Annotated in this window: 13 protein-coding genes; 5 read left to right on the top strand and 8 right to left on the bottom strand. The window is 65.8% G+C overall.

From position 1 onward, the window contains the following. Window positions 1-1,099: 1,099 nt before the first annotated feature. The 7 genes from gatB to ACQR0W_RS25685 all read right to left on the bottom strand — a co-directional run bounded on the left by gatB (window position 1,100) and on the right by ACQR0W_RS25685 (window position 7,111). The gene (gene gatB / locus ACQR0W_RS25715; protein ID WP_315752953.1) at window positions 1,100-2,578 is read right to left on the bottom strand and encodes an Asp-tRNA(Asn)/Glu-tRNA(Gln) amidotransferase subunit GatB; all 1,479 of its coding nucleotides are present in this window, start codon (window positions 2,576-2,578) and stop codon (window positions 1,100-1,102) included. A 5-nt stretch (window positions 2,579-2,583) separates the two neighbouring features. Beyond that, the gene (locus tag ACQR0W_RS25710) at window positions 2,584-2,880 is read right to left on the bottom strand and encodes a hypothetical protein (protein ID WP_315827235.1); all 297 of its coding nucleotides are present in this window, start codon (window positions 2,878-2,880) and stop codon (window positions 2,584-2,586) included. Further along, window positions 2,871-4,346, bottom strand: a complete 1,476-nt coding sequence (gene gatA / locus ACQR0W_RS25705; RefSeq protein WP_315752955.1) for an Asp-tRNA(Asn)/Glu-tRNA(Gln) amidotransferase subunit GatA — start codon at window positions 4,344-4,346, stop codon at window positions 2,871-2,873. Before gatA ends, ACQR0W_RS25710 begins: the two co-directional genes overlap by 10 nt. Then, window positions 4,343-4,579 carry a hypothetical protein gene (locus ACQR0W_RS25700; protein WP_315711368.1) on the bottom strand — a complete coding sequence of 79 codons (237 nt, stop codon included), beginning with the start codon at window positions 4,577-4,579 and terminating at the stop codon, window positions 4,343-4,345. Before ACQR0W_RS25700 ends, gatA begins: the two co-directional genes overlap by 4 nt. Before the next feature lie 64 nt (window positions 4,580-4,643). Further along, on the bottom strand, window positions 4,644-4,931 hold the full coding sequence (gene gatC, locus ACQR0W_RS25695; RefSeq protein ID WP_315711367.1) for an Asp-tRNA(Asn)/Glu-tRNA(Gln) amidotransferase subunit GatC: 288 nt from the start codon (window positions 4,929-4,931) through the stop codon (window positions 4,644-4,646). Between the two features lie 107 nt (window positions 4,932-5,038). Further along, window positions 5,039-6,115: an NAD(P)H-dependent flavin oxidoreductase gene (locus ACQR0W_RS25690; RefSeq protein WP_316171407.1), complete on the bottom strand. Its 1,077-nt coding sequence runs from the start codon at window positions 6,113-6,115 to the stop codon at window positions 5,039-5,041. A 9-nt stretch (window positions 6,116-6,124) separates the two neighbouring features. After that, window positions 6,125-7,111 carry an NAD(P)H-dependent flavin oxidoreductase gene (locus ACQR0W_RS25685; protein WP_316171409.1) on the bottom strand — a complete coding sequence of 329 codons (987 nt, stop codon included), beginning with the start codon at window positions 7,109-7,111 and terminating at the stop codon, window positions 6,125-6,127. Window positions 7,112-7,214: 103 nt separating this feature from the next. On the opposite strand from ACQR0W_RS25685, the gene ACQR0W_RS25680 reads away from it, so the two are divergent. Together ACQR0W_RS25680 and ACQR0W_RS25675 are read left to right on the top strand one after the other, a co-directional pair. Next, window positions 7,215-8,105, top strand: a complete 891-nt coding sequence (locus tag ACQR0W_RS25680; protein ID WP_316171411.1) for a LysR family transcriptional regulator — start codon at window positions 7,215-7,217, stop codon at window positions 8,103-8,105. Between the two features lie 229 nt (window positions 8,106-8,334). Further along, window positions 8,335-9,282, top strand: a complete 948-nt coding sequence (locus ACQR0W_RS25675) for a cyclase family protein (protein WP_316171413.1) — start codon at window positions 8,335-8,337, stop codon at window positions 9,280-9,282. A gap of 178 nt (window positions 9,283-9,460) precedes the next feature. Here the strand turns inward: ACQR0W_RS25675 and ACQR0W_RS25670 are convergent, their stop codons facing one another. Next, entirely contained in the window at window positions 9,461-10,060 is a 600-nt protein-coding gene (locus tag ACQR0W_RS25670; protein WP_315752961.1) for a TetR/AcrR family transcriptional regulator, read from the bottom strand. Window positions 10,061-10,109: 49 nt separating this feature from the next. Here ACQR0W_RS25670 and ACQR0W_RS25665 point away from each other — a divergent pair, with 49 nt between their 5' ends. The 3 genes from ACQR0W_RS25665 to ACQR0W_RS25655 all read left to right on the top strand — a co-directional run bounded on the left by ACQR0W_RS25665 (window position 10,110) and on the right by ACQR0W_RS25655 (window position 12,512). Beyond that, window positions 10,110-10,952, top strand: coding sequence for an oxidoreductase (locus ACQR0W_RS25665; RefSeq protein WP_315711360.1), 843 nt, complete (start codon window positions 10,110-10,112; stop codon window positions 10,950-10,952). A gap of 147 nt (window positions 10,953-11,099) precedes the next feature. Beyond that, a complete protein-coding gene (ruvX, locus tag ACQR0W_RS25660) occupies window positions 11,100-11,585 on the top strand; it encodes a Holliday junction resolvase RuvX (protein ID WP_315711358.1) in 486 nt (161 codons plus the stop codon). 3 nt (window positions 11,586-11,588) lie between these two features. Further along, window positions 11,589-12,512 (top strand): AEC family transporter, encoded by a 924-nt coding sequence (locus tag ACQR0W_RS25655; RefSeq protein ID WP_315827243.1) that lies wholly within the window; start codon window positions 11,589-11,591, stop codon window positions 12,510-12,512. The last annotated feature ends 7 nt before the right edge of the window (window positions 12,513-12,519 follow it).

Here is a 12,519-nt window from a genome sequence, read left to right as displayed (position 1 = left end):
GAGCGCACCACGCCGTTGGTCAACAGCCGCACCGGGACTGGACACGTCTCGACAGCACGTGCGGGGGATTGCGCAGCGCGGTACGAGCACGGCTGCGCCGAGCTGCTGATGATGATGCCGTTCGTCTATGGGAAGGTTGGAGGCACACAGTCGCCAAAGGCGCGGTGCTCAAGGATCGAGGGCGTCGGCGAACACGTCAGGATCAGATCCCACTCTGGCTGATAGCCGCTCGTGAGATTGCAGACCGGAAACGCGATCTGCACCGAACGAAGAAATCCTGTTTCTTCTGCCGGACCGTACCGCGAGCGAAGCCGCCCTCGAGTTCGATCCGACCGTTGACCTGATGTCTCGCCGACACCCTCTATCGTCTGTTGGAGCTTCAGGAGATCCGCCCGGCTCTCGAGGAGCTATGCCGACCTGCGTTCCAACGACGTGCCGGCATCAGTTGCCGGACTCATCTCGCAGAGGACTGCGAGAGTTACTTCTTCTTGGCGACCTTCTTGGTCTTCTTGGCAGTCTTCTTCGCCGCGGTCTTCGCGACCTTCTTCACTGCCTTCTTCGCCTTCTTCGCTTTCTTGGCCATGTTGCCCTCCGATGTGAGATGGCTTAGTCGATGCGTGCACTCGGGAATCGAGCTGCACTCCTCATCGATACACCAACGAGTGAAAAAAAACAGCTTCCGGCTTAAGGAAGTGTTGACAGGCGCGCGCGTGTGCGGCTGACGAAACGCGCGAAGCAGCGCGTCGATCGATCGAGAAAATACAAACGTCTCCCCGCGCAAGGCCGCGATCGCAACTAATCGAGATTGCGCAAAAAGCCTGTGCTGCAAGTATTTTTCTGAACGGCTGAGCGGCACGTCGCACGCGACGACGCCGGCGTGTCGGCGTGCAGACTCGCATGGTGAGAGCAACGCGCGGACTCTGAGTCGTAAATTTTGGCAATGAAAAAATTTTCATTGCACACGCCCTCGTGTGCGTTCGAACGCTCGGCAATGGTGGCTTTTTTGCGAATCGCGTGCGGCGATTCGCCGGACCGCGACGCCAAGACAAACGGCGCGCACCATGTGCGCGCCGCTGGAACGAAGACGGGCGATCGTCGTTCAGATGCCGAGCTTGCTCTTCAGGAGATCGTTGACCGCCTGCGGGTTGGCCTTACCGCCCGACGACTTCATCACCTGACCGACGAACCAGCCGGCGAGCTGCGGCTTGGCCTTCGCCTGCGCGACCTTGTCCGGATTGGCGGCGATGATCTCGTCGACCACCTTCTCGATGGCACCAAGGTCGGTGACCTGCTTCATGCCGCGGCTCTCGACCAGCTCGCGGGGGTCGCCGCCCTCGCTCCAGACGATCTCGAACAGATCCTTGGCGATCTTGCCGGAGATGGTGCCTTCGCCGATCAGCGCGACGATCGCCGCGAGCTGGGAAGCCGACACCGGCGAGGACGCGATGTCGCGGCCCTCCTTGTTGAGCCGGCCGAACAGCTCGTTGATCACCCAGTTGGCGGCGAGCTTGCCATCGCGTGCCCGCTCGGACAGCGCCTCCAGGACGGCCTCGTAGAACGCAGCGCTCTCGCGCTCGGCCACCAGCACGGAGGCGTCATAGGGCGACAGGCCGAAATCCGCGATGAAGCGCGCCTTCTTCTGGTCCGGCAGCTCCGGCAGCGCAGCCTTCAGCTCGTCGACGAAGGCCTGGCTGAATTCGAGCGGCAGCAGGTCCGGATCCGGGAAGTAACGGTAATCGTGCGCCTCCTCCTTGGAGCGCATCGAGCGCGTCTCGCCCTTGTCGGGATCGAAGCGGCGGGTTTCCTGCTCGATCACGCCGCCGTCCTCGATGATCTCGATCTGGCGCCGCGCCTCGGCCTCGACCGCCTGGCCGATGAAATTGATCGAGTTGATGTTCTTGATCTCGCAGCGGGTGCCGAGCGGGCCGCCCGGCTTGCGCACGGAGACGTTGACGTCGGCGCGCAGGCTTCCCTTCTCCATGTCGCCGTCGCAGGTGCCGAGATAGCGCATGATCGAGCGCAGCTTGGTCACATAGGCCTTGGCCTGCTCGGCGTCGCGGATATCAGGCTTGGAGACGATCTCCATCAGCGCCACGCCGCAGCGGTTGAAGTCGATATAGGACAGCGAGGGCGACTGGTCGTGCAGCATCTTGCCGGGATCCTGCTCGATGTGCAGGCGCTCGATGCCAACAGTGGCGGTCTTGCCGCCGTCGAGCTCGACCGTGACCTCGCCCTCGCCCACGATCGGGTCCTTGTACTGGCTGATCTGGTAGCCCTGCGGCAGGTCGGGATAGAAATAGTTCTTGCGGTCGAACACCGAGCGCAGGTTGATCTTGGCGTTCAGACCAAGCCCGGTGCGCACGGCCTGGCGCACGCACTCCTCGTTGATGACCGGCAGCATGCCCGGCATCGCCACGTCGACCAGCGAGACATGGCTGTTGGGATCGCCGCCGAACGCGGTCGAGGCGCCCGAGAACAGCTTCGACTTCGAGGTGACCTGGGCGTGGATCTCCATGCCGATCACGACCTCCCAGTCGCCGGTGGCGCCCTTCATCAGCTTGCCGCTGGTTGCCGTCATGGCCCTCAACTCCCCATCAGCGCGGAGACGATCCGCTCAAATTCGATATCCAATGCATCCTTGGCGACGGGCTGCCCGGCCTGCCGATACCAATAGGCGGCATTGCCGAGATCGCCTTCGACGCGATGCAGATGCGCGTGCGCCCAGGCCGCGTCGCGGCCGGTCTCGTCCTGAATGATCTTGTGCGCCCGGTCCCAGTCGCCCTTCGCCAGCCACCACAGGCCGGTGAGCACCGGCGTCAGGCCGGCCGCGGGCGCGTCGCCCGCGAGGCTCGTCTTGAACTCGGCGACGCTTACCACCACCGGACCGGCGTGAAGCGTCCCGCCGCCTGCTCGATGACCTCGCCGAGCGAGAACAGCGTCTCCTCGTCGAACGGACGGCCGATCAGTTGCAGCCCGAGCGGCAGCCCCTGTCCGTCCTTGCCGGCCGGCACCGCGATGCCCGGCAGGCCCGCCATGTTCACCGTCACCGTGAAGATATCGTTGAGATACATCTCGACCGGATCGGCGCCGCCCTTCTCCCCGATGCCGAACGCGGCCGACGGCGTCGCCGGCGTCAGGATCGCGTTCACGCCCCTCGCAAAGCAGTCCTCGAAATCCTTCTTGATGAGGGTGCGGACCTTCTGCGCCCGGATGTAATAGGCGTCGTAATAGCCGGCCGACAGCACATAGGTCCCGATCATGACGCGGCGCCGCACCTCGGGCCCGAAACCTTCGGCGCGGGTGTTCTCGTACAGCTCGCCGATCGACTTGCCGGGCACGCGCAGGCCGTAGCGGACGCCGTCGTAGCGGGCGAGGTTGGAGGACGCCTCCGCCGGCGCCACGATGTAATAGGCCGGCAGAGCGTATTTGGTGTGCGGCAGCGACACCTCGACGGTTTCTGCGCCGGCGGCTTCCAGCCACTTGCGACCCTCACTCCAGAGCTTCTCGATTTCGGCCGGCATGCCGTCGAGCCGATACTCCTTGGGAATGCCGATCTTCATGCCCTTCACGGACTTCCCGATCGCAGCCTCGTAGTCCGGCACGGGGATGTCGACCGAGGTCGTGTCCTTCGGGTCGTGGCCGGCCATCGAGCGCAGCAGGATGGCCGCATCGCGGGTCGAGCGCGCGATCGGCCCGGCCTGGTCGAGCGAGGAAGCGAAGGCGACGACGCCCCAGCGCGAGCAGCGGCCATAGGTCGGCTTGATGCCGACGGTGGCGGTGAACGCGGCCGGCTGGCGGATCGAGCCGCCGGTATCGGTTGCGGTCGCGCCCATGCAGAGCAGCGCCGCCACCGCCGACGCCGAGCCGCCGGACGAGCCGCCCGGCACCAGCGTGGTGTTGGAGCCCTCGCGGCGCCAGGGGTTGCCGACCGGGCCGAAGTACGAGGTCTCGTTCGACGAGCCCATCGCGAACTCGTCATTGTTGAGCTTGCCGAGCATCACCGCGCCATCGCGCCAGAGCTGCGAGGTCACTGTCGACTCGTAGGTCGGCACGAAATTACCGAGGATCTTCGAGCAGGCCGTGGTGCGGACGTCCTTGGTCGCGAACAGGTCCTTGATCCCGAGCGGAATGCCGGCCAGCGGCCCACCCTCGCCTCTATTGATCTTGGCGTCGGCGTCGCGCGCCATCGCGCGCGCCTGGTCCGGCGTCTCCATCACGAAGGCATTGAGCGCCCGCGCCTCCTCGATCGCCTTGAGATGGGCGTCGGTGAGTTCCAGCGACGTGAAGGTCTTGCTCGCGAGACCCTTGCGGGCCTCGGCGAGCGTCAGGGACGTCAAATCGGTCATTTGTTGATCGGGCTGCAGAAGAAAGGGGAAAGCGTCTTGTCGTCGGCCGCGTCGTCCGCGAAGAACTTGTTCTTCGCAGGGGAGGCTTTCTTGGTATTGGCGGCCGCTTCGAGCTGGTCGAGGATCTCGTTGACGGTCTTGTCCGGATCGGCGGCCTTGCCCTGCCGCTCCATGGCGTCGAGATAGTCCATATAGGCCTTGTAGGCCGCTTCATCGTCGCAGAGCAGGCACATGGCGTTGGCTCGCTTGTCGGTTTGAAGGAGCGGATCACGCGCGATAAGCGCGGACCTGCCCTGGCTATTCCACGACCTTCGGCACGAGAAAGAAGTTGTTCTCGGTCATGGGCGCGTTCTTGACGATGTCGTCGGCGATCTCGCCGTCAGTGACGACGTCCTGGCGCTTCTTCATCGCCATCGGTGTCACCGAGGTCATCGGCTCGACGCCCTCGACATTGACCTCCGACAGTTGCTCGACGAAGTTAAGCATCGCATTGAGCTCGCCCTGCAGATGCGGGACCTCGGCGTCAGTGACAGCGATCCGCGCCAATTGCGCGATCCGGCGGACGGTGGCGGCATCGACCGACATTATATAGGGCCTCACGGGACAAGGTGAACCCGCCCTATAGCAGAGCCCGCTTTCGCGCCGCAACCGGCAGCCTCCGGACTTTCTGGGGCAGCGCCCTGCCCGCAGCGTCAGCCCGCCATCCGCCGCAAGCGCGCCTGGGCCTGTTCGGCCAGTGTCCGCGTCAATTCGGCGGCCGGTAGCGCGCGCCCGAGCGGCAGCGCCTGCCCGGCCCAGAGATTGGTGAAATCGACCCTTCCCTGCTTCTCCGCGGCGGCCTTGAGCGGACCGAGCGCGGTGGCGGCATGCGGAAACGCCGGCGCATCCGGCGAGATCGGCCCGACCTCGCGCATCACCCGGTTGGCGACGCCGCGGGCGAGCCGGCCGGTCATCACGTTGGTGATGACGGTGGATTCGTCATCGGCCGCGGCAAGCGCGGCGCGGGCCATCGCGCTGACCTTGGACTCGGGGCAGCGCAGAAACGCGCTGCCGATCTGCACGCCGCTGGCGCCGAGCGCGAACGCCGCGGCGATGCCGCGCGCATCGGCGATGCCGCCGGCGGCGATGACAGGCAGCTTCACCGCATCCACGATCTGCGGCACCAGCGCGAACGTACCGACCTGCTCGGCAAGCTTGTCGGTCAGGAACATGCCGCGATGACCGCCCGCCTCCGCACCTTGCGCGATGATGACGTCGACGCCGTTCCGCTCCAGCCACACCGCCTCCCGCACCACGGTCGCGGACGCCATCACGACCGCGCCTGTCGCCTTCACGCGCGCCAACAGCGACGGCTCAGGCAGGCCGAAATGGAAGCTGATGACCTCCGGCCCCAGTTCCTCGACGACGGCGCACATCGCGGCATCGAACGGAGCGCGGTTCGCGGCCGTCACCGGAGCCGCCGGATCCACGCCATACTCCTGGTAATAGGCGCCGAGCCTCTGCTTCCATGCGGCCTCACGTGCCGCATCGGCCTCGACCGGCGTGTGGCAGAAGAAGTTCACGTTGATCGGCGCCGACACGCGCTGGCGGATGATGTTGACCTGCTCGCGCGCCTTGTCTGCGGAGAGCATGGCACAGGGAAGCGAGCCGAGCCCGCCGCCTTGCGCCACCGCGATGACGAGATCGGCATCCATCACGCCGGCCATCGGCGCGAGCACGATCGGGTGCTCGGTCTTGACGAGATCCAGGAAGCGGCGATCGGGCCACATGGGCTGCTCCTATTGCTTGGCGAAGACGGCGGACGAGTTGCGCCGCCCTTGCAGGATCTGCTCGGCCTCATCGACGATGCGCGCGACGATCTCGGCGGCCGGCGGGATATCATGGATCAGGCCGACGGCCTCGCCGGCAATGACGGCGGCGATGTCGAAATTGCCTTCGGTCCGTGCCTTCACATAGTCCGCCGACACGTTCTCGACCTGCTGCAGCAGCTCGACCTCGCGCCCCTTCCAGCGGCGCGCATGGTCGTTGACCAGGCAGCGTCCGGTAAACGGCGCCGGCCAGACATTGTTGCGGGACAGGTCGAAGATGATGCCGCGCACGGTCTCGCCGGCTTTCGCAGCGCAGATGCGCCGCTTGGCCTCGTCGGCGCCGGCAGCCTCCCGGCTGGCATAGAAGCGCGTGCCGAGCAGCACGCCCTCCGCCCCCAGCATCAGCATCGCCGCAAGGCCGCGGCCATCGGCAAGACCGCCGGCCGCCGCCACCGGCACTCGCCCCGCGGCGAGGTCGACGATCGCCGGCACGATATCGAGCGTGGTCCGCGACGCGCCATGACCGCCCGCCTCGGTTCCTTGTGCAACCAGGATGTCGGCACCCGCCGCGATCGCCTGCTCTGCCATCGCTTCGTCCTGCACCTGGCAGATCAGCAACGCACCGGCCCGCTTGATAGCCGGCGCGAACCGCGCGGGATCGCCGAATGACAGCATGATCGCCGCGGGCCTGGCGGCGAGCGCCACGTCGAGCAGATCGGGTTGCTTCGCCAGCGACCAGGTGATGAAACCGATACCGAACGGCGCAGGCAAGCCTTCAAGCTTTGCGGTCTCTTGCGCGAGCCAGGTTCGGTTGCCATAGCCGCCACCGAGAATACCGAATCCCCCGGCGTCGCTGACCGCGCGCACGAGGCGCGCATCGGCAATCAGATCCATCGGCGCCAGCAGGATCGGCTGGCTGATGCCGAGCTTCTCCGTCAACGCCGTCCGCAGTGCCATGAAAGTCTCCTCAACTCTGGACGGCGACTTTAGGCGCGGCTAGCATTCTCTCAAAATGAATACTTGAGAACTCTGCCATCGCAGATTCAAAACGGAGATCGGCGTGGAACTGAGCGACCTCGAAACCTTTGCAGCCGTGGCGCGCAGCGGCGGCATCACCCGCGCTGCTGAGGCCCTCAACACGGTGCAGTCCAACGTGACCCAGCGGATCAAGGCGCTGGAAGGCGAGATCGGCACCGCACTGTTCGAGCGGCACAGCCGCGGCATGACCCTGACCCATGCCGGGCTGCGACTTCTGCCTTACGCCGACCGGATGGCGGCGCTGTCGCGCGAAGCGCTGCTCGCCGCGCGCGATGACGGCGAGCCGAGAGGACCGCTGACGATCGGCTCGATGGAGACGACCGCCGCCGTGCGCCTGCCGACGCTGCTCGCGGATTTTCATCGGCGCTTCCCGGCTGTCACCCTCGGTCTGCGCACGGCGCCAACCGCCGAGCTGGTGGCCGCCGTACTCGACGGGACGCTCGAGGGCGCTTTCGTGGCCGGCCCGATCGAACATCCCGAGCTCTCGGGTATCATCGCCTTCGAGGAAGAGCTGGTGCTGGTGACGGCCCGGCGCTTTGAAAGCCTGTCAGCCTTGCGTGCGGCCACGGCTGCCTCCGGCCCGACGGCGCTGGTGTTCAGGGCCGGCTGCACCTACCGGCAGCGGCTGGAGCAGGTCTTCAACGATTTCGGCTGGCCCGCGGCCGCGCGCATCGAGCTCGGTACGCTCGACGGCATGATCGGCTGCGTCGCCGCTGGCATGGGCGTCGCGCTGCTGCCACGCGCTGTGGTGACGCGAAACGAGATGATCGGCAGCGTCAGCCTGCACACGCTCGATCCAAGTCATGGACGCGTCGAAACCCTGTTCATCCACCGCCGCGCGGCGCATCGCAGCAGCGGCCTCTCGGCCTTCATGGCCGGACTCGCCGGCCGGGACCACGACATCGCAGCCTGACGCGATTCATTCAAAGATTGTGCTGAGCATCGCCAGCGAACGGCGCATTCCATTGCGCGAAATGACGTTTTCGCGCAGGGAAAAACAGCCATTTCGACCGATGCGACTTTCGGGCGCTGTGCAGCGCACGCGCGCGAAATAGCTTTGTCTGGCCATCCTCTACTACGTTAGGATGCAGCGCTGGCCCAGCGCGAAACAGAACAAACGTCAACATGTCGGAGGAAATGCGATGCGCAACGCGTTCGTGTTGTGCTGCTCGATTGCCATGATGGGTGCGATCGGGACGGCGAATGCCCAGGACAAGACCCCGGATTGGACGAAATCGAAATGGGGCCCACAGGACGAGATCGGCGCGGCCAACTACATCACGCCGGAGCTCGTGGTCAAAGCCGCCTCGCTGGTGAAGACCGGCAAGTCCTACCCGCTCGGCATGATCGTCGATTCCAAGACGCCGGCCTATCCGCCGCGTTCGTTCAAGATCACCGTGGTGCAGCCGGGCCAGGCCGGAATTCCCGGCCTCGGCCCGAACAAGGCGACCTACAATGACGACATCGTCGAAGGCTGGGTCGGCGTCGGCAGCCAGATCGACGGGCTCGGCCATCTCGGCATCGAGCACGTCTATTACAACGGCAACAAGCTGCTCGACTTCGCCGATCCGACCGGCCTGAAGAAGCTCGGCATCGAGAAGGTGCCGCCCTTGGTGGCGCGCGGCGTGCTGCTCGACATGGCGGCTTATTACAACACCGACGTGGTCAAGGAAGGCACCGCGTTCAACGTCAAGGAGATCGAGGAAGCTGCCAAGAAGCAGGGCGTCGAGATCCGCCAGGGCGACATCGTGATCTTCCACACCGGCTGGCTTGGTTTGATCGGCAAGGACGATAAGCGTTACGGCGCCGGCGAGCCCGGTCTCGGCGTCGAGGGCGCCAAATACCTGACCTCGAAGGGCGTGGTCGCGGTCGGGGCCGACAACTGGGCGGTGGAGGCGATCCCGTTCGAGTCGCCGAACCTGTTCGAGGTGCACCAGATCCTGCTCGCCATGAACGGGACCTACATCCTGGAGAACATGAACACGGCCGACCTCGCCAAGGACAAGGGCTACGAGTTCCTGTTCGTGCTGGGTCAGCCGCGCTGGCGCGGCGGCGTCCAGGGCATGATCAACCCGATCGCGATCCGTTAAGCTCCGCCGATCTCCTCGTGAGGGCATCCCGGGAGCGCCGCGTCCTCACGAGGAGTCTGGAATCGTCCTGCGAAAGTAAGCCTTGGACAAGGAGTCCGCCGCAGGCGCGCCTGGAGCGAGCCGGCCGACACAGACCTGGGACCGGTCGGTCAGTCGACCAAGCCGCCCCTATCGGACGTTAATGGAGGTAGGCGAGCAACAAGGCACTCGCCATGTCTCGCGCACGCGGGGCGAGCGCCGCGTCCGACAATTCGCCCGCAGTCCAGAAGGACAACACGCCGCGGAAACTGAAGGCGAGTTGCTCTGGAAGGCAGCACAGCGCTTGTTCTCGCCGGCTGGCCGTCAGTCCCTCTCCCTTTCCCAAGGCCAGTGCCCAGAAGGCAGTGGATCGGGAAAGCGTCTGACCGGGCGAAGCCTGGGCGGCACCCAGCCATCCCATCACGGTCCGGTTCACGTCTGGATTCTCCAACATCACCGCCACCGCCGTATCAATAGCCAATAGCACGCGTGTCTTCGTATCTCTCGATGGTGGCGCGGCGGTGTACCGCGTCTCCATGGTGTCGATCCGACGTATGGAGAGAGCCTGCATGATCGCCGCCTTGTTGCCAAACTGATTGAACGGCGTCGCGAAGCTGACCCCCGCCTCAGCGGCAAGGTCTCGCATCGAGAAATCGGCCCTGCCCTGACGGAGAAGCCGCTCTGCCGCATCGAGGACGTGCCGACGAAGCGGCTCGCCTCTCATGCCAATGGATGAATGTTCGGTCTTGCGAGGTACCATGCAATATCTATATCATGATATAGATAACCTTGTCATGCGGAGTTGTACGATGGCGGCTGCCGAATCGAAGATTTTCCTCGTCACTGGCGTCAGTTCGGGCTTGGGCCGAGCGTTCGCAAAGGGCGCGCTGGCCGCCGGCCATCGGGTGATCGGGACCGTGCGAAGGGTCGGGGATGCCGAGGCTTTTGCCGCGCTTGCAGCGGGCAAGGCTCATCCTCTCGTGATCGATGTTACCGATTTCGATGCAATCCCGGCTGCTGTGGCAGAGGCCGAGAAGCAGATTGGCGCGATCGACGTCCTGGTGAACAATGCCGGCTACGGTCACGAGGGCACGCTGGAGGAGTCCTCGCTCGACGATCTGCAGCGGCAGTTCGCCGCCAACGTGTTCGGCCCTGTCGCGATGATGAAGGCCGTGTTGCCGGGGATGCGCGCGAGGCGGCGCGGCCATATCGTCAATGTGACCTCCATGGGCGGCTTCATCACCATGCCCGGGATCAGCTTCTATTGCGGCAGCAAGTTCGCGCTGGAGGGCATCTCGGAGTCGCTCGGCAAGGAAGTGGCCCCCTTCGGCATCCGCGTCATTGCGCTTGCGCCCGGTCAGTTTCGTACCGATTGGGCGGGACGGTCCATGGATCGCACGCCGCGCAGCATTTCCGACTACGACGCCGTCATGGATCCGATTCGCGCCGCCCGATTGGCCAAGAGCGGAAACCAACCCGGCGATCCCGCGAAGGCCGCACAGGCATTGCTTGCCCTCGTGGAAGCCGAAAAACCGCCTGTGCGGCTGTTCCTCGGCGAGGACGCGCTGGCCCTGGTCGAGCAGAAGATCGAGGGCATGAAAGCCGAAGTGAGTGCCTGGAACAAGCTCTCGCGCTCCACCAGCTTCGCTTGATGATCCAAAGCCGGCGCATCCGGGAAAGACTGCAACGCTCGACATCTGGGCCGGTCGACTCGCGTGCGCGAGCTTCATCGGGGCGGCGAAGCGATGCACGTCCTCACCTGCTGGCCCGCCACGCACCTGCGTGTTAAGCGCATTGCCATGCCCGCCCCCATCCTCCCCCTCATCGAGGCCGCTGGCCGCTGGCCCGAGCGCGGCGCGCTCGTCGGCCTCGATCTCGGCACCAAGACCATCGGCGTCGCCGTGTCCGATCCGGACCGGCGGCTCGCCACCGGCGTCGAGACGATCCAGCGCAAGGCCTTCAAGGCCGACGCGGCGCGACTGCTGGCGATTTGCACCGAGCGCAAGGTGGTCGGCTTGGTGCTGGGCCTACCCATCAACATGGATGGCAGCGAGGGGCCGCGGGCGCAGTCGACCCGGGCGTTCGCGCGCAATCTCGCCGGCCTCACCGACCTGCCGATCGGCCTGTGGGACGAGCGGCTGTCGACGGCGGCGGTCGAGCGCGAGCTGATCGGCATGGATGTCAGCCGCGCCAGGCGCGCCGAGGTGATCGACACGCATGCGGCGATCTTCATCCTGCAGGGAGCGCTCGATCGGCTTGCGACCTTGCGCCAGTCCGGTCGCTAGCCCATGAGCCCCGTCGCCGCGGCGCTCGCGCCGGTATTCCTGCTGATCGTGGTCGGCTTCGGCCTGCGGCGCAGCCTGATCCGGCTGGATACGCAATGGCACGGGCTCGAGCGGCTGACTTATTATGTGCTGTTTCCGGCGCTGCTGATGCAGAGCCTGGTGAAGGCCGATCTCGGCAAGGTGCCGGTCGCCGGCATCGGCGGCGCCTTGTTCCTGGCGATGCTGGCGATGTCGGCGCTGTGCCTCGCGCTGCGGCCGCTGCTCACCCGCTCCGGCATCGATGGTCCGGCCTTCACCTCGATCTTCCAAGGGGCAACCCGCTGGCAGACCTACGTCGCGCTCAGCGTCGCCGGCAGCCTGTTCGGCGCGTCCGGGCTTGCGGCGGCGTCGGTGGCGATGATCGCGATCATCCCAATGGTCAACGTGTTCAGCGTCGCCGTGCTCGCCCACTACGCCTCGCCGACCCGCCGCTCGATCCGTGAGATCCTTGCCACCATCGTGCGCAATCCGCTGATCTGGGCCTGCATCGCCGGGCTCGCACTGAACGTGGCGCATATGCCGCTGCCAAAGCTCTGGCACGATGCCGCCGATGCGCTCGGACAGGCCTCGCTGCCGATCGGCCTGCTGGTGACCGGCGCCGGCCTGCACTTCGAAGGCTTGCGCCGCGCTGGCCCGGCCGCTGCGCTCGGCGTCGTGCTCAAGCTGGTCTTGATGCCCCTTCTCGCGATCGGGCTCGCCGGATGGTTCGGCGTCACCGGCCCGAGCCTCGTCGTCGTCGCGATCTGCGCGGCGGTGCCGACCTCGCCGAGCGCCTATGTGCTGGCCAAGCAGATGGGCGGCGACGCGCCGCTGCTGGCGCAGATCATCTCGCTGCAAACGGTGCTGGCGGCGCTGACCATGCCGCTCGCGATCGCCTGGGCGAGCTGAACGCGTC

Source organism: Bradyrhizobium sp. HKCCYLRH1034, assembly GCF_051168375.1.
Classification (GTDB): Bacteria; Pseudomonadota; Alphaproteobacteria; order Rhizobiales; family Xanthobacteraceae; genus Bradyrhizobium.
The sequence above is the reverse complement of the archived record's forward strand: the minus strand, read 5'-3'. Positions and strand labels throughout refer to the sequence as shown.